Source organism: Pseudomonas onubensis (genome assembly GCF_965653655.1).
Classification (GTDB): Bacteria; Pseudomonadota; Gammaproteobacteria; order Pseudomonadales; family Pseudomonadaceae; genus Aquipseudomonas.
The window spans coordinates 1-21,523 of record NZ_CBFHAZ010000075.1 but is presented as its reverse complement, the minus strand read 5'-3'; the positions used below and the strand labels follow the sequence as shown (position 1 = coordinate 21,523).

General features: G+C 58.8%; 21 protein-coding genes. 13 read left to right on the top strand and 8 right to left on the bottom strand.

The features are described 5' to 3' along the window. Nucleotides 1-7: 7 nt before the first annotated feature. Nucleotides 8-1,552, bottom strand: coding sequence for a nitric oxide reductase transcriptional regulator NorR (gene norR / locus ACTD9P_RS21290; protein WP_438869244.1), 1,545 nt, complete (start codon nt 1,550-1,552; stop codon nt 8-10). Nucleotides 1,553-1,699: 147 nt separating this feature from the next. On the opposite strand from norR, the gene hmpA reads away from it, so the two are divergent. From hmpA to queC, 8 genes are all read left to right on the top strand, one after another. Continuing rightward, nucleotides 1,700-2,881: an NO-inducible flavohemoprotein gene (hmpA, locus tag ACTD9P_RS21285; protein ID WP_438869243.1), complete on the top strand. Its 1,182-nt coding sequence runs from the start codon at nt 1,700-1,702 to the stop codon at nt 2,879-2,881. A gap of 249 nt (nt 2,882-3,130) precedes the next feature. Beyond that, complete coding sequence (locus ACTD9P_RS21280; protein ID WP_056858320.1) at nt 3,131-3,637, top strand: disulfide bond formation protein B; 507 nt, start codon at nt 3,131-3,133, stop codon at nt 3,635-3,637. A 793-nt stretch (nt 3,638-4,430) separates the two neighbouring features. After that, nucleotides 4,431-5,372: a ubiquinol oxidase subunit II gene (cyoA, locus tag ACTD9P_RS21275; RefSeq protein ID WP_026013527.1), complete on the top strand. Its 942-nt coding sequence runs from the start codon at nt 4,431-4,433 to the stop codon at nt 5,370-5,372. 3 nt (nt 5,373-5,375) lie between these two features. Further along, complete coding sequence (cyoB, locus tag ACTD9P_RS21270) at nt 5,376-7,394, top strand: cytochrome o ubiquinol oxidase subunit I (protein WP_138813899.1); 2,019 nt, start codon at nt 5,376-5,378, stop codon at nt 7,392-7,394. A 3-nt stretch (nt 7,395-7,397) separates the two neighbouring features. Further along, nucleotides 7,398-8,024, top strand: coding sequence for a cytochrome o ubiquinol oxidase subunit III (locus tag ACTD9P_RS21265; protein WP_056858318.1), 627 nt, complete (start codon nt 7,398-7,400; stop codon nt 8,022-8,024). After that, nucleotides 8,024-8,365 (top strand): cytochrome o ubiquinol oxidase subunit IV, encoded by a 342-nt coding sequence (cyoD, locus tag ACTD9P_RS21260; protein WP_010206434.1) that lies wholly within the window; start codon nt 8,024-8,026, stop codon nt 8,363-8,365. Before ACTD9P_RS21265 ends, cyoD begins: the two co-directional genes overlap by 1 nt. Before the next feature lie 11 nt (nt 8,366-8,376). Further along, nucleotides 8,377-9,264, top strand: coding sequence for a heme o synthase (cyoE, locus tag ACTD9P_RS21255; RefSeq protein WP_017135069.1), 888 nt, complete (start codon nt 8,377-8,379; stop codon nt 9,262-9,264). Between the two features lie 103 nt (nt 9,265-9,367). Further along, nucleotides 9,368-10,066: a 7-cyano-7-deazaguanine synthase QueC gene (gene queC, locus ACTD9P_RS21250; RefSeq protein ID WP_438869241.1), complete on the top strand. Its 699-nt coding sequence runs from the start codon at nt 9,368-9,370 to the stop codon at nt 10,064-10,066. Nucleotides 10,067-10,216: 150 nt separating this feature from the next. On the opposite strand, the gene ACTD9P_RS21245 is transcribed toward queC, so the two are convergent. Beyond that, nucleotides 10,217-11,095: a queuosine precursor transporter gene (locus tag ACTD9P_RS21245; protein ID WP_438869240.1), complete on the bottom strand. Its 879-nt coding sequence runs from the start codon at nt 11,093-11,095 to the stop codon at nt 10,217-10,219. Next, the gene (locus tag ACTD9P_RS21240; RefSeq protein ID WP_438869239.1) at nt 11,082-11,687 is read right to left on the bottom strand and encodes a helix-turn-helix transcriptional regulator; all 606 of its coding nucleotides are present in this window, start codon (nt 11,685-11,687) and stop codon (nt 11,082-11,084) included. Before ACTD9P_RS21240 ends, ACTD9P_RS21245 begins: the two co-directional genes overlap by 14 nt. Before the next feature lie 275 nt (nt 11,688-11,962). On the opposite strand from ACTD9P_RS21240, the gene glyA reads away from it, so the two are divergent. Both glyA and ptaA read left to right on the top strand, forming a co-directional pair. Beyond that, complete coding sequence (gene glyA / locus ACTD9P_RS21235) at nt 11,963-13,318, top strand: serine hydroxymethyltransferase (protein WP_438869238.1); 1,356 nt, start codon at nt 11,963-11,965, stop codon at nt 13,316-13,318. A gap of 96 nt (nt 13,319-13,414) precedes the next feature. After that, nucleotides 13,415-14,494, top strand: a complete 1,080-nt coding sequence (gene ptaA / locus ACTD9P_RS21230; protein ID WP_438869237.1) for a pyoverdine biosynthesis transaminase PtaA — start codon at nt 13,415-13,417, stop codon at nt 14,492-14,494. 151 nt (nt 14,495-14,645) lie between these two features. Here ptaA and ACTD9P_RS21225 read toward each other — a convergent pair whose 3' ends face one another. From ACTD9P_RS21225 to ACTD9P_RS21210, 4 genes are all read right to left on the bottom strand, one after another. After that, on the bottom strand, nt 14,646-15,362 hold the full coding sequence (locus tag ACTD9P_RS21225; protein ID WP_438869236.1) for a hypothetical protein: 717 nt from the start codon (nt 15,360-15,362) through the stop codon (nt 14,646-14,648). A 70-nt stretch (nt 15,363-15,432) separates the two neighbouring features. Then, nucleotides 15,433-15,936: a DUF6622 family protein gene (locus ACTD9P_RS21220; RefSeq protein WP_438869235.1), complete on the bottom strand. Its 504-nt coding sequence runs from the start codon at nt 15,934-15,936 to the stop codon at nt 15,433-15,435. A 68-nt stretch (nt 15,937-16,004) separates the two neighbouring features. Beyond that, entirely contained in the window at nt 16,005-16,259 is a 255-nt protein-coding gene (locus ACTD9P_RS21215; RefSeq protein WP_099489640.1) for a Txe/YoeB family addiction module toxin, read from the bottom strand. Then, nucleotides 16,256-16,510 carry a type II toxin-antitoxin system prevent-host-death family antitoxin gene (locus ACTD9P_RS21210; RefSeq protein ID WP_078739028.1) on the bottom strand — a complete coding sequence of 85 codons (255 nt, stop codon included), beginning with the start codon at nt 16,508-16,510 and terminating at the stop codon, nt 16,256-16,258. Before ACTD9P_RS21210 ends, ACTD9P_RS21215 begins: the two co-directional genes overlap by 4 nt. Between ACTD9P_RS21210 and ACTD9P_RS21205 the strand changes: the two genes are divergently transcribed. Then, on the top strand, nt 16,509-16,667 hold the full coding sequence (locus ACTD9P_RS21205) for a hypothetical protein (RefSeq protein WP_438869234.1): 159 nt from the start codon (nt 16,509-16,511) through the stop codon (nt 16,665-16,667). The two genes, ACTD9P_RS21210 and ACTD9P_RS21205, sit on opposite strands and share 2 nt — an antisense overlap. Nucleotides 16,668-16,740: 73 nt before the next feature. Next, complete coding sequence (locus ACTD9P_RS21200) at nt 16,741-18,756, top strand: c-type cytochrome (protein WP_438869233.1); 2,016 nt, start codon at nt 16,741-16,743, stop codon at nt 18,754-18,756. On the opposite strand, the gene ACTD9P_RS21195 is transcribed toward ACTD9P_RS21200, so the two are convergent. Next, nucleotides 18,753-20,003, bottom strand: coding sequence for a 2-aminoadipate transaminase (locus ACTD9P_RS21195; protein WP_438869232.1), 1,251 nt, complete (start codon nt 20,001-20,003; stop codon nt 18,753-18,755). The genes ACTD9P_RS21200 and ACTD9P_RS21195 overlap by 4 nt on opposite strands. Nucleotides 20,004-20,226: 223 nt before the next feature. Here ACTD9P_RS21195 and ACTD9P_RS21190 point away from each other — a divergent pair, with 223 nt between their 5' ends. Next, nucleotides 20,227-21,243, top strand: coding sequence for an amino acid ABC transporter substrate-binding protein (locus ACTD9P_RS21190; protein WP_438869231.1), 1,017 nt, complete (start codon nt 20,227-20,229; stop codon nt 21,241-21,243). The last annotated feature ends 280 nt before the right edge of the window (nt 21,244-21,523 follow it).

Below are 21,523 nucleotides of genomic sequence, written 5' to 3'. Positions count from 1 at the left end.
GCCTGGGCTATTTGAGGCCCAGGCGCCTGGCCATGCGGCCGAGGTTGGCGCGGTCCAGGCCGAGTTCGCGGGCGGCGCTGGCCCAGTTGTGCTGGTGGCGTTCCAGGCAGGCGCTGATGATTTGGCGCTGGTAGTGTTCGGTGGCCTGGCGCAGGTCGCCGGTCACGGCCAGTGGTGCTTGCAGCGTTTCTTCGATAGCCGGCGCGCTGACGTCCGGCAGGTCCAGGTCGTGGGCACTCAAGCTCAGAATCTTCGGCCGCTCGCGGCAGTTGCCCAGGGCTTTGAGCGCGCTGCGCCCGATCAAATGTTCCAGCTCCCGCACATTGCCTGGCCAGTTGTAGGCCAGCAGCGCGGCCTGGGCGTCGCTGGTCAGGCGCAGGCTGCCCAGGCCCATGCGCGAACGGTTCTGCTCCAGGAAGTAGCCCGCCAGCAGCAACACATCCCGCCCGCGCTCGCGCAGCGCCGGCACTTGCAGCGGGTACACGCTCAGGCGGTGGTAGAAGTCGGCGCGGTAGCGGCCATTGCGCACTTCTTCGGCGAGGTCGCGGTTGGTGGCGGCGATCAGGCGCACATCCACCTGGTGTTCCTTGTCCGAACCAAGGCGTTGCAACTGGCCGCTTTGCAGCACGCGCAGCAATTTGGCCTGCACGGTCAGCGACAACTCGCCCACTTCATCCAGGAATAGGGTGCCGCCATTGGCCAGCTCGAACTTGCCACGGCGTTCATTCAACGCGCCGGTAAAGGCGCCGCGCACGTGGCCGAACAGCTCGCTTTCCACCAGGGTTTCCGGGAGCGCGGCGCAGTTGAGGCTGATCAGCGGCTTGTCCGCACGCGGGGACGCGGCGTGGATGGCTTGGGCGACCAGCTCCTTGCCGACCCCGGTTTCGCCGGTGATCAGCACCGTCAGGTCGCTGCCGCCCACCAGCTTGATCTCCTCGACCAGACGCTTGTGCGCCTTGCTCTGGCCGATCATTTCCTTGTGCTGCTGGCCGCTGGCCTGGCGGTAGATTTCGGCGCGCTGATGCTCGTCTTCGGCGCGCAATGCCAGGCGCTCGATGCGTTCGGCGACATTGACCGTGGCCGCCGCCAGGCTGGCAAAGGCTTGCAAGGCATCCAGCTCGACGCGTTCGAACCGTTCGGTGTCCAATGCATCGAGGGTCAGCAAGCCCCAGGGCTGGTCGTCGATAAACAGCGGGCAGCCCATACAATCGTGGACTTCCAGGTGCCCGTGCAGGCCATCGACCAAACCGTCGTAGGGGTCGGGCAGTTCGCTGTCGCTGTCAAAACGGGTAGGGCCGGGGCTGCTCAGCAACACTTCAAAGCGTGGGTGCTCGCTGATCTTGAAGCGCCGGCCAAGGGTATCGGCGCTCAAACCATCCACTGCCAGCGGCACCAGCCACTCACCGTCCAGGCGTAACAACGCGGCGGCATCGCACGGCAGCAGTGCGCGCATGGCTTGCAACAGGCGTCGATAGCGCTCGCCCTCGGGCAGCTCGCGGGACAGGTCGGCGACCAGGGGCAGCAGGGTAGTGAGCAGCGATTGTGCAGTCATAATGACTCCTTGTAGTCCATATGACTATAAAGTGTAGGGAGTCATACCGACTACAAAATATTTAACCAATTGAAATATAACGATTAATTAGTTGGCACGAATGCTGAGTAGGTAAGGGTAATCAGTAAAAAGACCCAGGAGTCTGCCATGCTTAGTGCCCAAGACCGTGCCATCGTCAAATCCACTGTGCCCCTGCTGGAAAGCGGCGGCGAAGCGCTGATCACGCATTTCTACCGCATGATGCTCAGCGAATACCCGGAAGTTCGCCCGCTGTTCAACCAGGCCCACCAGGCCAGTGGTGACCAGCCCCGTGCCCTGGCCAATGGCGTGCTGATGTATGCGCGGCATATCGACCAGTTGGACCAACTGGGTGACCTGGTGGCCAGGATTATCAACAAGCATGTGGCCTTGCAGATCCTGCCGGAGCATTACCCGATTGTGGGTGCCTGCCTGCTGCGCGCCATCTCTGAAGTGCTCGGCAGCGAGATCGCCACGCCTGAGGTGATGAATGCCTGGGGTGCGGCCTACGGCCAATTGGCCGACATCCTGATTGGCGCCGAAGCGGCCATCTACGATGATAAAGCCCAGGCGCGGGGCGGCTGGCGCGGTGCGCGGCCATTCCTGCTGGTCAAACGTGTGGAGGAGAGCGACGAAATTATCTCGTTCTACTTTGCGCCTGTGGATAACGGCCCGATCCTGCAAGCCGCGCCGGGCCAGTACATCGGCATGAAGCTGCTGCTGGACGGCGAAGAAGTGCGCCGCAACTATTCCCTGTCGGCCTTGAGCGATGCGGGCCTGTACCGCATCAGCGTCAAACGCGAGGCCGGTGGGCGGGTGTCCAACTACCTGCATGACCAGATGCACGTCGGTGCAACCATCGACCTGTTCCCGCCATCGGGTGAGTTCACCCTGACGGCCAGCGATAAACCGCTGGTGCTGATCAGCGGCGGGGTGGGCATTACTCCGACATTGCCAATGCTTGAAGCGGCCCTGGCAACCGAGCGCCCGGTGCACTTTATCCACTGCGCGCGCAATGGCGGTGTGCATGCGTTCCGTGATTGGGTCGACGCCCTGGCGGCCAGGCACCCGCAGCTCAAGCGTTTTTATTGCTATGCCGAGGACGATGGCGTGAGCCCGGCGGCGGACAAGGTTGGGCTGCTGAGCCAGGAGCAATTGGCGGCGTGGCTGCCGCAGGAGCGTGACCTGGATGCGTACTTCCTGGGGCCTAAAGGCTTTATGGCGGCGATCAAGCGTCATCTGAAGGCGCTGGGTGTGCCGGAGCAGCAGGCGCGCTACGAGTTCTTTGGCCCGGCGGCAGCGCTGGAATAATTACACCTACCCTGTGGCGGGGGAGCTTGCTCCCGCTGGGCTGCGAAGCGGCCCCAAAAATCTTGGGAGCGCTGCGCACTGGAGCGCCAGCACGGTCCAGCGGGAGCAAGCTCCCTCGCCACAACAAGCCCGCTCCCACATTGGGTTCTCTATTTATCCCGATTAATCCGCAGTTAACCCCTCTCTGTTTTAACCATGCTCTGTGTGTAAACTTGCCGGCATTGGCACAACGACAAAGGGAAAACGGGGATGAGTGACGAATTGCGTTTAGGCAGGGAGCGGCGCTTTCTGGTGTTGCTGGGCATCATCTGCCTGGCGCTGATCGGCGGTGCGCTGTATATGCAAGTGGTATTGGGCGAGGCGCCATGCCCGCTGTGTATCCTGCAGCGCTACGCTTTGCTGTTGATTGCGATCTTTGCCTTCATCGGTGCCGCCATGCGCCGCAAAGGTGCGGTCACTCTGTTTGAAGGGCTGGTAGTACTCAGTGCCCTGGGCGGCGTCGCTGCCGCCGGCCACCACGTGTATACCCAGTTTTTCCCGGAAGTCAGCTGTGGCGTCGATGTGCTGCAGCCGATTGTCGATGAACTGCCACTGGCCAAGGTGTTCCCACTGGGCTTCCAGGTCGACGGCTTCTGCAGCACGCCGTACCCGCCGATACTTGGCCTGTCGCTGGCGCAATGGGCGCTGGTGGCGTTCGTGCTGACGGTGATCCTGGTGCCGCTGGGCATCTATCGCAATCGCCAACGCCAGGCCTGAGCCTGTTCCCCAAAACGCCCCGGTCTTCCTTGAAGGAAGTCCGGGGCGTTTTTGGTTGTAGGGATTTGTGAAAGGGCCGTGACGAGGGGCAACAATAGGTGTGCGCAGCGTGCGACATGTTGTCACACGGACGCTGTCGCAGGACATTTCTGACCCATCAAACCGCCGCCTGAATTTGCACCCGAAGGCTAAATTGTGCTGTCAGTTCATCGTTTGGGTGATGCCGCGAATGTCACGCCGCCCGAGCCATTGGGTGATGTCCGAATGCCTTGTTTTATGGGGGCTTGGATCCGTTTTGCAAGCCCTTACAAGGTGTAAGGGAAGTGGCGTTATGCCCAATAACACGGCAATTTTTGTGGTTTTTGTTGAGAATCGAACACGATAAGATCGCGAACCTTTGCAGGTTTAGTGAAGGATTGTTGCTGTAATCGATAAAAATTATTTCTTTATAAGACATGGTTTATACATCGCTAGCTAACTACAATCGCCCGCACTGAATGTCCTGTGCTGTTCAATATTTGAGCACTGGAGCGGTCGAGGGGCAGATGGACGGCTCTGTGCGACCCCAAGGTTCCGGCAGCCTTTCAACTATCCGCACCAAATGGAATTGGTCTGTAACAAGGCCTTTAACCACGAAATCGAATAAGAACTCACCGCAGGTCCGTGAAACGTACAGTTATGGCGTGACGGGCAGGCTCTTATTCAATCGAAGAGAAATGCCAACCCTTGGCAGGGTGAAGTGTTGGCGATCAAAACCCAACTGCATTGCGCAAGCTGCTTTAGAGGTCGTGAGATGAGTAAAAACAGGTACCCCCGATTACTAGGCTTTTTGCCGCTGATTGGCATGCTGTTAATGCTGGGAGGCTGCAAGTGGACCTTGATGGACCCAAAAGGACAGATCGGTCTGGATCAACGAAACCTGATCATCACCGCTACCCTGCTGATGCTGCTGGTCGTGGTCCCTGTGATCATCATGACCTTCGCCTTCGCCTGGAAATACCGCGCGTCGAACACCAGCGCTACCTACGCGCCTAAGTGGTCGCACTCCACCAAGATCGAAATCGCCGTATGGCTGGTACCGGTCCTCATCATCATCGCCCTGGGTTACATCACCTATAAGTCGACCCACGAGCTGGACCCGTACCGTCCGCTGGAATCCAACGTCAAGCCGATCAACATCGAAGTGGTCGCGCTGGACTGGAAGTGGCTGTTCATCTACCCGGACCTGGGTATCGCCACGGTCAACGAGATCCAGTTCCCGGAGAACACTCCGCTTAATTTCCGAATCACCTCCGATGCCGTGATGAACTCGTTCTTCATCCCTGCACTGGGCGGCCAGATCTACGCGATGGCAGGCATGCAGACTCGCCTGCACCTGATCGCCAACGAGAAAGCTGAAATGGAAGGCATCTCCGCGAACTACAGCGGCGCTGGCTTCACCGGCATGAAATTCAAAGCGATCTCGACGAGCCAGGAAGACTTCAACGCCTGGGTAGCCGCAGTCAAGGCCGCACCTAAACAGCTTGATCAAGCTGAATACGACGCCCTGACCAAACCAAGCCAGAACAACCCAGTCGCTCTGTACTCCGCGTTTGAGCCGGACCTGTTTCAGAAAATCGTCGACAAGTACGAAGGTATGAAGCCAGGCAAGCCGGTCAAGCACGAGAAGAAAGAAGTGGCCGTGGTTGAAGGTTCTGACACGGGCTCGCATTCAACTGCTGGGGCAGAGGAGTAAACGATGTTTGGTAAATTAAGTTGGGATGCGGTCCCGTTCCACGAGCCGATCGTAATGGTGACCATCGCCATGATCGCGCTGGGTGGTCTGGCACTGTTTGCTGCAATCACGTATTTCAAGAAGTGGACCTACCTGTGGACCGAGTGGCTGACGTCTGTCGACCACAAGAAAATCGGTGTCATGTACGTCATCGTTGCCATGGTCATGCTGCTGCGTGGTTTTGCCGACGCCATCATGATGCGTACCCAGTTGGCCATGGCCACCGAGGGTTCGCCTGGCTACCTGCCGCCTGAACACTATGACCAGATCTTCACCGCTCACGGTGTGATCATGATCATCTTCATGGCGATGCCATTCTTCACCGGCTTGATGAACCTTGCCTTGCCGCTGCAGATCGGTGCGCGTGACGTTGCCTACCCGTTCCTGAACTCCCTGAGCTTCTGGCTGCTGGTTTCCGGCGTGGTGCTGATCAACCTGTCCCTGGGCGTCGGCGAATTCGCCAAGACCGGTTGGGTTGCGTATCCGCCATTGTCGGGCATTCAGTACAGTCCGGGCGTGGGTGTGGACTATTACATCTGGGCGCTACAGTTATCAGGACTCGGGACGACATTGACGGGGGTCAACTTCCTGGCCACCGTCCTGAAAATGCGCGCCCCTGGCATGAAACTGATGGACATGCCGATCTTCACCTGGACCTGCACCTGGGCCAACGTCCTGATCGTGGCTTCGTTCCCGATCCTGGCCGCTACCATGGCGTTGCTGTCGCTTGACCGTTACCTGGATTTCCACATTTTCACCAATGAACTTGGTGGCAATCCAATGATGTACGTGAACCTGTTCTGGGCATGGGGTCACCCTGAGGTGTACATCCTGATCCTGCCAGCGTTCGGTATCTTCTCTGAAGTGATCTCAACCTTTACCGGCAAACGCCTGTTCGGTCACCACTCGATGGTTTACGCATCGGGCGCGATCTCTGTACTGGGCTTCATGGTTTGGCTGCACCACTTCTTCACCATGGGCTCGGGGGCCAGCGTCAACGCCTTCTTCGGCCTGGCGACGATGCTGATTTCTATCCCGACGGGGGTGAAGCTATTTAACTGGCTATTCACCATCTACCACGGCCGTCTGCGTATCACCAGCCAGGTTCTGTGGACCCTGGGCTTCATGGTGACCTTCGCCATCGGCGGCATGACCGGCGTACTGCTGGCCATCCCGGGTGCTGACTTCGTACTGCACAACAGCCTGTTCGTGATCGCGCACTTCCACAACGTGATCATCGGTGGTGCTGTATTCGGCTACATCGCAGGTTTCAGCTTCTACTTCCCGAAAGCGTTCGGCTTCAAGCTGCACGAAGGTTGGGGCAAGGCTGCATTCTGGTTCTGGATCTCGGGCTTCTTCGTCGCGTTCATGCCGCTCTATGCTTTGGGCTTCATGGGCATGACCCGTCGTCTGAACGCCACTACCAACCCTGAGTGGGTGCCGTACCTGTACGTCGCCATGTTCGGTGCGTTGATGATCGCTGCCGGTATTGCCTGCCAGCTGATCCAGCTGTACGTGAGTATCCGTGATCGCAAGCAGAACGCCTGTGACTCCGGTGACCCATGGAATGGCCACACCCTGGAATGGTCGACTTCGTCGCCACCACCGTTCTACAACTTCGCTGTGATCCCGACTGCGAACACCATTGACGCGTTCACCGAAGCCAAGGAAGACGGTACTGCGTACCAGAAGCCTAAGCACTACGAGCCGATCCACATGCCGAACAACACCGCCACTGGCGTGGTGATGGGCGCGCTGTTGACCGTGTTCGGTTTCGCGATGATCTGGCACATCTGGTGGCTGGCAATCGTGGGCCTGGTAGGCACCATCGGTTACTTCATCATTCACGCTGCCCGTGATGATCAAGGCTACATGGTGCCGGTCGAGACGATCGAACGCATCGAAGCCGAGCAACACGCTCGCCTGGTAGCCGAGAAGAAAATCCCGGCCAACCGTGTAGAAACCTCGTTGGAACAGGCTTAAACCATGTCGAACTTAGTGACCAATGCTGGACACGCCCATGTCGATGACCATGGGCACGATGACCATCACCACGACTCGGGGCCAATGACCGTATTCGGTTTCTGGCTCTACCTGATGACCGACTGCATCTTGTTTGCGTCGATCTTCGCGGTGTACGCGGTACTGGTAAACAACGTAGCGGGTGGCCCGTCGGGCCACGACATCTTCGAACTGCCTTACGTGCTCGGCGAAACCGCCTTGCTGTTGTTCAGTTCGATCACCTACGGCTTCGCCATGCTGGCCTTCTACAAGGGCAGCAAGAAAGGCGTACTGAGCTGGTTGGCACTGACCTTCCTGTTCGGCCTGGGCTTCATCGGCATGGAGATCAACGAGTTCCACCTGCTGATCTCCGAAGGCTACGGCCCGCACCGTTCCGGCTTCCTGTCCGCGTTCTTCACGCTGGTAGGCACCCACGGTCTGCACGTATCTGCCGGCCTGCTGTGGATGGCGGTGATGATGTATCAGGTCAATAAACACGGCCTGACCAACACCAACAAGACTCGCCTGAGCTGCCTGAGCCTGTTCTGGCACTTCCTGGACGTGGTCTGGATCTGCGTATTCACCGTCGTTTACTTGATGGGGACTCTGTAATGGCTAATGCACACTCCCATGACCATGACAGCCATGATGCGAGCCACGGCAGCGTAAAGTCTTACGCTATCGGCTTCATCCTGTCGGTCATCCTGACCCTGATCCCATTCGGCCTGGTGATGTACCCAACCTTGCCGAAGTCGATCACCTTGATGATCGTCCTGGCGTTCGCGGTGATTCAGGTTCTGGTTCACCTGGTGTACTTCCTGCACCTGGATCGCTCGAAAGAGCAGCGCGATAACGTGATTGCGTTCGTGTTCGCAGGTCTTGTGATCCTGCTGCTGGTTGGCCTGTCGATATGGATCATGTTCAGCATCCATACGTTCATGATGGCGAAGTGAGGTAAGACCCGATGTCGCTTAAGCACTTTATCCAAATCACCAAACCGGGGATCATTTTCGGTAACGTGCTTTCTGTGGCAGGCGGTTTCTTCCTGGCCTCCAAGGGGCATGTCGATCTGGCCATTTTTCTGGCTGCGATGATCGGCACGTCCCTGGTGGTAGCTTCCGGTTGTGTGTTCAACAACTGCATCGACCGTGACATCGACTTGAAGATGGAACGCACCAAGAATCGTGTGCTGGTGCAGGGCCTTATCTCCCTGAAACTGGCACTGATCTACGCGACCGTCCTGGGTGTTGCCGGTGTGGCCCTGTTGTACAAGGTGGCCAACCCGTTGGCGGCACTGTTTGCCGTGATCGGTTTTGTTATCTACGTCGGCCTTTACAGCCTGTACCTCAAGCGCAAGTCGGTTCACGGCACGCTGGTGGGCAGTCTGTCGGGGGCGATGCCGCCGGTGATTGGTTATGTGGCTGTGACCAATAGCTTCGACATGGCTGCGCTGGTGCTGCTGGTGATGTTCAGCCTGTGGCAGATGCCGCACTCCTATGCCATCGCAATCTTCCGCTTCAATGACTACCTGGCTGCGTCGATTCCGGTGCTGCCGGTTAAACGTGGCATTCAGGTAGCCAAGAAACACATCCTGCTCTACATCCTGGCCTTCCTCGTGGCGACCTTGATGCTGACCTTCAGTGGCTACGCCGGCATGAGCTACCTCGCTGTTGCTGCCGCCATGGGCATGTACTGGTTGTACATGGCCTGGACCGGCTACAAGGCGGTGGATGACACCGTCTGGGCGCGCAAGCTGTTCGTGTTCTCGATCTTCACCATCACCGCGCTCAGCGTGATGATGTCCCTGGATTTCCAAGTGCCGAAAGAGCTGTTGCTGACCTACGCACACTGAGTCATCGAGCAACAAAAAGCCCCGCCTTCGCAAGAAGCGCGGGGCTTTTTATTGAGTGGCCTTTAAACTATTCCCACATTCTACAAATGCAGGAAGCAACGTGATGACTAAAAAAGCCGTGATGGTATTCAGTGGCGGGCAGGACTCGACCACCTGCCTGATCCAGGCGCTGGGGCAGTATGACGAAGTGCACTGCATTACCTTCGATTATGGCCAGCGCCATGTGGCCGAAGTTGAAGTTGCGCAGAAGCTGGCCAAGCAGCTGGGCGCCACCGTTCACAAGGTGATGGATGTGTCTTTGCTCAATGAGCTGGCGATCAGCAGCCTGACCCGCGACAACATCCCGGTGCCGACCGTGAACAGCTCGGGCGAAAGCCTGCCGAGCACATTTGTGCCGGGGCGCAATATTCTGTTTCTGACCCTGGCGGCGATCTACGCCTATCAGGTCAAAGCTGAAAGCGTGATTACCGGTGTGTGCGAGACCGACTTCTCGGGTTATCCCGATTGCCGCGATGACTTTGTCAAAGCGCTGAACACGGCGCTCCAACTGGGCATGGACTACAAACTGCGCCTGGACACGCCGTTGATGTGGCTGAACAAGGCTGAGACCTGGGCGCTGGCTGATTACCACAACCAACTGGAGCTGGTTCAGCACCAGACCCTGACCTGCTACAACGGTATCATCGGCACCGGCTGCGGTAATTGCGATGCATGCAACCTGCGGGCGCGGGGCTTGAATGAGTATTTGCAGGATAAAGCGGGTGTGATGAGCAGCCTGAAGCAGAAGTTGCAGTTGAGTTAGGATCAGGGCCGCAAGCGGTACTCGGCCAAAATGTGGGAGCGGGCTTGCTCGCGAATGCGGTATGTCAGTTGCAGATAAATTGACTGACCCACCGCATTCGCGAGCAAGCCCGCTCCCACATTCAGATCACATTAACCAACCTGCTAACGGTCAGGCGGCGCTACCGGTAATCCAGCGTTTGAACAACGCGCGCGCGCCATAGGCCGGCAGAATATTGAAGAACGCAAAGCCGACTTTGATCGCGATCTGCACGTAGATCATGCTCAAGATGTCACTGGTCTGCATAGCGCCATAGAACGCGATAAAGCAGAACAGGAAGCTGTCGATAATCACCGCAAAAAACGTACTGAGGAAAATCCGCAGGTACAGGTATCTGGAGTTGGTCAGTTCTTTGATCTTGCACAGCAAGTAGGAGTTTATGTTCTCCGACACCAGGAACGAGACCGAGGACGCGACCAATACCGAGGACACCTGAATGATCACGTCGTTGTAAGGGCCATCGAGCTTCCAGCCCGGCAACCCAGGCAGAAATGTCGAGCCGTAGAGCAGGATGATGATCATCGCGTTACTGGCAAACGCAAACAAAATGGCGCGTCTGGCCAGCCGCAGGCCGAATTGCTCGTTGAGCAGATCCACGATCAAAAACGTAAGTGGGTACAGAAACGTGCCCGGCGTGACGATGATGCCCATCGACTCCAGGTAAATAGGCTTGGTCGCGGCAATACTGGTGAAGATATAAAACGTGAACAGCAACAGGTTCAGGATGATGTAGATCATCCAGGAGTTTTCGTTGCGGTCGTTGATATCGTAGGCCGTCAGCGTCCCTCCCTGTGAATAGAACTTCTTGTACATGTTCTTAACTTCCATTTTATTGAGGTTGTCCATGATTTCGCTGTTGATGACTTCACTCAGCTTCATCTTGATGACCTTGCCGGTGGCGATCACCATGATCACCGCCAGGCTCTTGTCATTCTCAAAGCCCAGCAGTTTGTATGTGCTGTTTTCGATGCCCGCCTCATACGTTGTCATTGAAGCGCTCCTCGATGATGTCGCCGATTACACACAGGCGCTGTGAGGTGGCGCAGGCTTCAAGGGTGATAAACATCTTTTGGGTGGCCCGGTCGTACACCAGTTTTTCTTTGCCCAGCGTGGACGCGCCTTTTTGCACAATGAGCAAATCGCCCGGCTCGTTGATGCCGGGAATGCCCCGTTCCAGGCGCACACCGATCAGGTTGTAGGAAGAGCCGAAGTAGTAGGTCAGCGGATACAGCGTGGCCAACTCGCCAATGCGCTTGTCCAGATTCTGGATAACCAGGCTTTCCTTGAGCACCGGCACGGCGGCCGGGTTCATGTTGCCCTGTGGGGAAACACTGCTCTCGATGATTTCCTTGGCTTCAAAATCGAGGGTCTCGATTTCATCGTAAGAGACGCCAAAGAAGTCCGAGATTTTGCGGACAGTGGACTGCTGCACGTTGACGACCTTGCCTTCCAGGATGTTGTAGATGGTGGTCCTGGTCAGGCCGGCAGCATTGGATAACGATAGCTGCGTCTCGCCGCGGCTTTTGATCAAGTACTTGATGTTGCTCTTCAAGTGCTCGGTTTTTTCGCGTCTGTGTATCACGTGCTCACCACTTCCTTTTAGTCGTTAACGTCCGTTGTTTGCGCAGCCACAACAGGAGAGCGCCCGTTCCTGGGGCGCTTCTGGTTTTGTGGCGGCGGGAGTGTTGCATGCGTTGGGCCTAACAATAAAGTCCGGATGCGCAGCTTGCGTACTTTTGATGGGCTTGGTGCCGGAGAAATGAACATTTGATTTGGAAAATGTTTAATTTCCTGTTTAATTAACCCTCTCGGTTCAGGACGGACCGGCACGCAACGCCCAGGAAGGGAACCGCACCGATGGCATTCAATACCGTACCGCTCAAAGACCAGGCCGACCTGCTGCGTCGTGGCCTGGCGGATCTGCGCGCAGAAGACTTCGAACTCGCCAGCCTGCTGGATGCTGAAGTCACTCGCCAGCATCGCACCCTCTCACTGGTGGCTTCTTCCTGCGCGGTCAAGCCACGCACCTTGGTCGCCTGCGCCTCTGCACTGGTCAACGTGAGCGCCGAAGGCACGCCCGGCAAACGCTATCGCACCGGCTGCGAAAATGTCGATTTGGTTGAATCCCTGGCCATCCGCAGAGCGCGGGAATTGTTCGACGCGCATTACGCCGGCGTGCAGCCTCATTCGGCGTCCAACGCCATATCCCAAGTGCTTTCGGCGCTGCTTGAGCCGGGCGATACGCTACTGGGTATGGCCCACGACCATGGTGGTGAACTCACGCTTGGCAGCCCGGCGGTGTTCACCGGGGCCTATTACAAGGCTATCCGCTACGGCACCACCGGCGAAGGCCTTATTGATTATGAGCAGGTGCGCAGCCTGGCCCTGGCCCATCGCCCACGCATCATTATTTGTGGTGCGGGTGCGTACTCAAGGGTGGTGGACTTTGAGCGCTTTCGCGCGATTGCCGACGAGGCGGGCGCCATCCTGCTGGCGGATATTTCCGCTATCGCCGGGTTGGTGGTGACAGGGCGCCATCCGAGCCCGATCAATGCTGCACACGTCACCATCACCTGCACGCACAAGCAATTGGGCGGCCCGCGTGGTGGGTTGATCCTGTGCGGCCGCGACGCCGAGACCAAGGTGCCCGGCCTTAAATCAACGTTCAGCCGCGTGCTGGATCAAGCCGTGTTCCCGCGTATGCAAGGCGCGCCAGCGATGAATATGATCGCGGCAAAAGCGGCGGCCTTGGGGTATGCGAAGTCAGCAGCGTTTGATGCCTGTATGGGGCGTGGCCGTGAGCTTGCCGATGAGGTGGCCAGCGCGTTTGCGGCCCAGGGTTACGACGTGGTGGGCGGGCGCAGTGAGAACCATACGGTGCTGATTCGGTTGCAGGGCGCCATGACTGGCGCCATCGCCGAGGCGGCCCTGGAGTCTTGCGCCATTGTGGTGAGCAAGCATCGCGTACCGGGCGAGACACGCTCGAAGTTGGTCACCAGCGGCTTGTGTCTCGGCACCGGCTCAATGGCGCAACGCGAATTCGACACCGACGGCTGCCGGCAGGTGATTGAGCTGATATGTCGGGTGTTGGAAAATGTCACCCCGCTGGGCGAACAGGACTTTCGGCTTGCGCCTGAGGTGCGCGAGCAGGTGCGCACCGCGGTGGAAGCCTTGTGCATGAATTACCCGATTGCCGACTACCTGGAGGGTTGATCAGCGCGCAGGTGGCTAAATCAGCTGAGCGCCTTCTCGTCATACTTCTTTGTACGAACCGTGAGAAACCATCACCCGTCTACAAGGAGTCGCTCCATGTTCAGCGTAAGTCGTCGGTCTCTTCTCGCCTTTGGCGCGGCCTTGCCAGTGCTGGGCCGCCTGGACTGGGCGGTCGCCAGCCCGCCACCGGCCCCGGCTGACACGGTGCGACTCAACTACAACGAAAGCCCCTACGGCCCTTGCGCCTCCGCCCGCGAGGCGATGCAGCGTGGCATCGCCCTTTCCGGGCTGTATCCCTATGGCTACATGTACGGCTTGGCCGAACAGTTCGCTAAAGCACAGGGGCTTGCCGAAGAGCAGGTCGCTGTATTTGCCGGCTCCATGGCCGCCCTGCGCTACGCCGTGTTGGCGTTTACCAGCCAGACTCGTGGTCTGGTGATGGCCACGCCGTCCTATGAAGTACCCCGCCAGGCCGCCGAAGCGTGGCAGGCGCCAGTACTCGAAGTGAGCCTTAATGCCGAGCACGCCCATGACGTGCCGGCCATGCTCGCGGCCAACCCGCAGGCGGGCATGCTGTACCTGTGCAACCCCAACAACCCGACCGGCACGCTGACGCCCACCGAAGCAATCCGCCAGGCGCTGGCGAACAAACCCAAAGGCTGCGTGCTGGTAGTGGACGAGGCCTACATCGACTTCTGCGACGCACAAAGTTGCGTGAGTTGGGTCAAAGACCACGACGACTTACTGGTGCTGCGCACCTTCTCGAAGATCTACGGCATGGCCGGCGCGCGCCTGGGCCTGGCGATCGGACACCCGGCGTTGCTGGAGCGGCTGGCGGTGTTTGGTGGCGACAATGTGCCGGCGGCGTCCACGTTGCTCGGTGCCCGGGCAAGCCTGGAAGACCTCAAGCTAGTGCCGCAACGCAAGGCGCTCAACGCCCAACTGCGTGACGAAACCATGGCTTGGCTCAAGGCGCGTGGTTTTACCTGCACAGCCTCGCAAAGCAACTGCTTCATGATTAACGTGAAGCAACCGGCAGAACAGGTCATCGAGAAGCTGGCGGTACAGGGCGTATTGGTTGGGCGGGTGTGGAAGGATTGGCCGCAGTGGGTGCGGGTGACAGTGGGCAACAAGCAGGAAATGGCGCGGTTTCGAGAAGTGTTTGCGAGTCTTTAAAACAACACAAAACCCATGTGGGAGCGGGCTTGCTCGCGAAGGCGGTGTGTCAGTAAAAAATGTTCTGACTGATACACCGCCTTCGCGAGCAAGTCGAATCGTCGCACCGCCGCTCCCACATTTTTAGTCCAGCTGTGTTGCAGGCAATGCGTTACTGCTGCGCGATGCTGTACCCATCAAACGCCGTCTGCTGCTGCAGTGCAGTAATCACACTCTTGCGGCTCAACGGCTGCTCGGCGCCGGCGTTATCCACAAAGCTCTCGGTTTCAAGCTCGGCCTCGTCACCTTCACCCACAAAGCTGAAGCCCAAAAACTCGAAGGCCTCGCGGTCAACGTTGAGCTTGGAGCGCGGGGTGCGCAGCGGCAGGGTGACGCTGATGCCATCCTTGCTGATCACAAACACTTCGGCTTCTTTCTTGGCCCGTGCAGCCTTGCCCTTGCCGGCGCTCGGGTTGCTGATGGCCTGGTGAGACTGGTTCAACACCTTGAGGGCCAGGCCGTAGACCAGCTCCTGAAACTCAGGGTCGTCTTTGAAACTGGAGAGGATGCGGCTGATCGAGAATTTACTGCTCAGGTCTTCGAGGGCGATGTTGTCGGCCGCTTCGGCATCCTTGAGTTGCTTGAGCTGGCCCATCAGGTCATAGGCCTTGTCGTCGTCGAAGGCGTCATGGGCCTGGCGGATGGCCACGCGCAGTTCGCGGATCTGGTCGCTTTCCTTGGAGGTGTGGAACGCGTCCAGCACCATCTCGCTGATGATCTTGGCCGCAGGCACATGCTGTGAAAGATTGATGGCGTTTTCGTACTCGGCCTTCGATTGCAGGGCGGCTACGGATTCTTCGGCGGCGTGTTCGGTGTAAGAATCAGACATTGAAATTTCACTACTTCAGTAAACGGGAACAAAAAAACGTCGCGCATTTTCGGCGGCCACGCAGGTCAGGTCAAGGCAGCACACTGCCCATATCGCGGCGTAATGCGCTCAGCGCCCGCTGCAAGCGCACGGCCCGCCCGCAGAACAGACCAACGGTAAACCCTGACACACCGCCCACCGCCAGCAACATCTCAGGCGTGCTCAACAGCAACGGATGTACGGCCTGCTGATAGCCGAAGTAGTACTTCACCGCAAAGAACAGCTGGGAGATCAGCAGGGTTTTCCAGGTGCCTGCCAACACCAGCGTTTCGCCATTGGCATCGAGCCGGGCGCCATCGGCGTTGAACAGCAACATCCCCAGCAAGCTGCCGGCCAGCGCACCCGCAACCCAGGCGCCGCTCGACAGGATCGAAGGCGCCAGCGACATCAGCGACCACACCACCAGCACCACCGGCAGAATCATCAATGAGCGGCGATTCTCACGCCCGCCCAGGCAGGCCTTGATGCCGTAATAACAAATCCACAGGTAGATGGCGTACACCCACAGGGGCGTGCCTTGGAGGATATCGAGCATGGGTGCTTCCTTGCAGTAATGCGTCGGGTACTTTCAGGAGAGGGGCAGATCAGGCGATGTGAGCTCGGTCAGTAATGATAGCGGCACATCAAAATTTGTACTTCATCCTCCTCAATACCATAAACAAGTCGATGCTCGGCAGTGATTCTGCGGGACCAGAAGCCACTCAGGTTGTGTTTGAGAGGTTCAGGTTTGCCGACCCCATCAAAGGGGTCTCTTTGGATCGCTTTGATCAGCAGGTTTATACGCTTGAGGCCTGCCTTGTCGTTTTGTTGAAACCAGAGGTAGTCGTCCCAGCCTTCAGGGGTAAAAAGTATTTTCATTCTTCAATCAACCGCCTTGGCTTGGCTTTACCTGCTCGCAAGCTGTTGACTGAGTTGATGAGACGTTCAGCATTTTTTGGCGAACGCAGCAGATAGGCTGTCTCTTCAAGAGCATTGAATTCTGACAGCGAGATCATCACCACCGGCTCGCCTTTTTGTCGTGTCAGCAGCAGCGGGATGTGATCTTCGTTAACTCGGTCCATCGTTTCGGACAAATGAGCGCGGGCGTTGGTGTAGTTGATAGTTTCCATGGCTGATCTCCTCAGTGAAGGCTGGAACGTACAGAAATACGTACATATCTACAAGGGGCATCTTATCAACGGTCACGTGCGTGGTGACGTCATCATTTCAGCGCTGACCCACATCAACACCCTCCAGCGCAAAAACCTTTACAACACAAAGGCCTGATGAACCCATAAAAACAACCGCTGGCCTGCGCCGAGGGGACTACTCCACGCCAGGTTATTAAAGGATTAATGCGATGGCCTTTTCATTGTCCCGCCTGGCCTTGCTGGGGGCGACGCTGTGTCTTGCGCTACCTCTGCACGCCGCCCCAACCCAAATTGAACAGGGTAAATATGTGGCCCAACTGGGCGACTGCATCGCCTGCCATACCGCCAAGCAAGGCCAGGTGATGGTCGGCGGGCTGGAGCTGAGCACGCCAATGGGCACGATTTATTCGAGCAACATCACGCCGGACCGCGACACCGGTATCGGCAACTACAGCTTCGAGCAGTTCGACAAGGTGATGCGTGAAGGCGTGACGCCCGCGGGCATGAACCTTTACCCGGCCATGCCGTATCCGTCCTACGCGAAGATGAGCGCAGAGGACATGCGCGCCCTGTACGCCTACCTGATGCAAGGCGTGGAGCCGGTTCAACAGGCCAACCTTGAGGCGGACATGGGCTTCCCGTTCAATCAGCGCTGGGGCCTGGCGCTGTGGAATTTTGCCTTTCTCGACAAGCAGCCGTTCCAACCTGACCCGCAACGTAGCGCGGTGCTCAATCGTGGCGCCTACCTGGTCCAGGGCCTGGGGCACTGCGGCTCGTGCCACACGCCACGGGGCATCGCCTTCCAGGAAAAAGCCATGAGCGATGCGGGCCGCGGTGGCCGGCATTACCTGGCCGGTGAAACCGTCGAGCACTGGCGCGCCCTGAGCCTGCGCAACCTGTGGACGGTGCCAGACACCGTGCAACTGCTCAAGACCGGGCAGAACCGCTTTGCCACGGTCGCCGGCAACATGGCCGATGTGATCCACCACAGCACCCAGCATTTCAGCGATGACGACCTCACGGCCATCGCCAGTTACCTCAAGTCCCTGCCGCCAGGCAAAGATGACCTGTCAATGCCCTCGGTCGCCCAAGCACCTGCCGCACCGCCAGCCGACCTGTTCACCAGCCGTGGCGGCCTGGGTTACATGCAGTTTTGCAGCGACTGCCACCGCAGTGACGGCGCCGGCGTAAAAGGCCTGTTTCCTCCGTTGGCCGGTAACCCGAGCATTGCCTCGAACAACCCGACTTCGCTGTTGCATATCACCCTGACCGGCTGGGAAACCGCGCAAACCGCCGCCCACCCACGGGTCTACACCATGCCCGGTTTCAGCCGGCTGGCCGATCAGGAAATCGCCGAGATCCTGACCTTTGTACGTACCCGTTGGGGTAACGCAGGCACGCCCATCAGCGCCGCGCAGGTGAAGACACTGCGCGACCAGCTCAACCCTGCCACCACTGATTCGTCGGCCTTCGAAACCCCAAGGCTGGCGGATTTGCTCGCCGCACCGAACGCCGACCAGGTTGTTCGCGGCATGCGCCTGCACCTGCAAACCAAGGCGCTGCTGCCGGATAACGTCGGCAATTCGCTCAACTGCACCAGTTGCCATCTTAACGCCGGCACCGTGGCGGACGGTTCGCCCTTTGTGGGCGTGTCGGCGTTCTTCCCCAGCTACGCGCCGCGTGCAGGCAAGGTGGTCACGTTGGAGGAGCGCATCAATGGCTGTTTCCGCCGTTCCATGAACGGCAAGCCACTGGCGCCGCAGTCGGCGGATATGCAGGCGATGGTCGCGTATTTTGACTGGATGAAAAACAACACCCGCCCTGAAGATAAAGTCGCCGGGCGTGGCGTGGGCAAGATCGATCCGGCGATCAAGCCGGACCTGGACAACGGCAAGCAGGTGTATGCCAAGCAATGTGCGGTGTGCCATGGCGCAAATGGCCAGGGCCTGACGCGTGCGGATGGCGAGCTGGTGTACCCGCCACTGTGGGGCGAGCAGTCATTCAATATCGGCGCCGGTATGGCGCGGCCTTACACCGCGGCGGCGTTTGTGAAGCGCAACATGCCTATCGGCTTCCACGAGAAATTCCCGCTGGGGCAGGGCGGTCTGTCGGACCAGGACGCGGTGGACGTGGCGGCGTATTTTTCTGGCCAACCGCGCCCGGATTTCCCGGACAAGGTCAAAGACTGGCCCAACGGCGGCAAACCCGTGGATGCGCGCTATTAAGCCAGCTGCTTAAGGCAGGCCTCAAGAATATCCAGGCCTTGCTCCAGCACCGCAGGCTCAGTGGTCAACGGTGCCAGCAGGCGGATGATATGCCGCGATTTGCCGCTGGGCATCAGCAGCAAGCCGGCATCGCGCGCCAGGCTGAGCAGTTGGGTCAGTTGCTGGGGCGCGGGCGTGCCGTCGGCATGGGCCAGCTCGATACCGCGCATGGCACCCACGCCGGTCAGGCGACCCAGGTAGGGCGACAGCTGTTGTTCGCGCCAGGCGGCATAACGGCTGACGATGGCGGCCTCTTGCTGTGAACCCCAGGTTTGCAGGTGTTCATCAGTCATCGCGTCTAATGTTGCCAAGGCCGCCGCGCACGCAATCGGGTTGCCGGAATAGGTGCCACCCAGGCCGCCTTTGGGCAAGTTGTCGAGCAGCGTCTTGCGCCCGACCACCGCGCCCAATGGCACGCCACCGGCGATGCTTTTGCCGAGCAGGATCAGATCCGGTTCGATGCCCAGGCGCGAGAAGGCAAAACGCTGGCCGGTACGCCCGAAGCCGGACTGGATTTCGTCGGCAATCAGCAGGATGTTTTTCTCATCACAAAAGCGGCGCAGAGCCTGGGCAAACTCGATGTCCAGGGCCAAAAAGCCGCCTTCGCCCTGCACCGGCTCGATGATGAAACAGGCCACATCGTTGACGTCGATCTCCACACTGAACAGACGGTCTATGGCCTTCAGGGCGTCGGCGCAGGTCACGTCGTTATCGGCGCTGGGGTAGGGCAGGTGGTACACCGGGCCGGGCAGCACACCGACTTTTTGCTTGTACGGCGCTACCTTGCCATTGAGGTTAAGCGTGGCCAGGGTGCGGCCGTGGAAGGCGCCATCAAAGGCGATCACCGCCGTGCGGCCGGTGGCGCCGCGCACGATTTTCAAGGCGTTTTCCGCCGCTTCCGCGCCGCTGTTGGTGAGCATGCCGCTCACCGCGTAATCCACCGGGATAAACGCACAAAGGCGATCCATCAGCTCGATGTAGGGCGCGTGCGGCGCGGCGTTGAACGCATAGTGGGTAAGCCGCGTGGCTTGTTCGCGAATCGCCTCCACCACACCTGGGTGACAGTGCCCGAGGTTAAGCACGCCAATGCCACCGACAAAATCGATATAGCGCTTGCCCGTGGTGTCCCACACTTCGGCATTTTTACCGTGGCTGAGGCTGATGGGGTGAACGACGGAAATCGACTGGCTGATGCTTTCGCGGCTCATGAATCGGGGACTCGGCAATGGCGGGCGTGTATTTATCTAAGCCGTGCGCACAGGCTTGCCGCAAACGAAATAAAGTCGCCGGGTCATTCCAAATCGGAAGGAGCTGTTGCCTAAAGGTCGTTTGTGGCCACGCCGCAAACCTGACAATACTGCCGGGCAACCTCAGAAACCGGCGCGGGCAGTGCGGCGTCGAATAATAAAAGATACACAGGGAGTGCCTCGCATGAACCACCTTAAAACTATCCTCGCCGCTACCGCCTTGGCCGTGGCCGGCAGCGCCCACGCGGGTGTGACCCTGGACGCGATCCAGAAAAAAGGCTTTATCCAGTGCGGCGTCAGTGACGGCCTGCCGGGCTTCGGCGTGCCCGACAGCCAGGGCAAGATGACTGGCCTCGATGTAGACGTGTGTCACGCCGTCGCCGCCGCCGTGTTCGGTGATGCGTCAAAAGTGAAGTTCACCCAGTTGACCGCCAAGGAGCGATTCACCGCGCTGCAATCGGGCGAAATCGATCTGATTTCGCGCAACACCACCTGGACCAGCTCCCGCGATTCCGGCATGGGCCTGGTGTTTACCGGCGTGACCTATTACGACGGCATCGGCTTTCTGGTCAACAACAAGCTGGGTGTGACCGCGGCCAAGCAACTCGATGGCGCGACCGTCTGCATCCAGGCCGGCACCACCACCGAACTCAACGTTTCCGATTATTTTCGCACCCACGGCCTGAAGTACACGCCGATCACCTTCGACACCGCCGATGAGAGCGCCAAGGGCCTGGAAGCCGGGCGTTGCGACGTACTCACCACCGACCAATCAGGCCTGTATGCCCAGCGCATCAAGATGGCCCACCCGGACGAGTTCGTGGTGCTGCCGGAGGTGATCTCCAAAGAGCCGTTGGGGCCGCTGGTGCGCAAGGGCGACGATGAGTGGTTCAGCATCGTCAAGTGGACCCTGTTTGCCATGCTCAATGCTGAAGAAATGGGCATCACCTCGCAGAACGTCGAAGAACAGGCCAAGGCCACCCAGAATCCCGACGTTGCACGTTTGCTCGGTGCAGACGGCGATTACGGCAAAGACCTGAAGTTGCGCAAGGATTGGGTGGTGCAGATCGTCAAGCAAGTGGGCAATTACGACGAAGTGTTCGAACGCAATATCGGGCAAGGCAGCGTGCTGAAGATCAAGCGCGGGCTCAATGCGTTGTGGAGCAATGGCGGCATCCAGTACGCACCGCCGGTGCGTTGAGTGAACGCTGCCTTAGTGGGAGCTGGCTTGTCGAATCGTCGCACCGCTGCGATGCAGACACATCGGTGTATCAGGTAAACCGAGTTGGTGCCATCGCAGCATGGGTATCTACACAACTTTTGAAGGCAGCCAATTTCTCCTGTGGCGAGCAGGCTTGTCCTGCGTTGGGCTGCGAAGCAGCCCCAAACCCAGACGCTGAGTTCTTTCAGGAAAATTGCAGTCCCTTTACTGGGGCCGCTTCGCAGCCCAACGCAGGACAAGCCTGCTCGCCACAACAGCC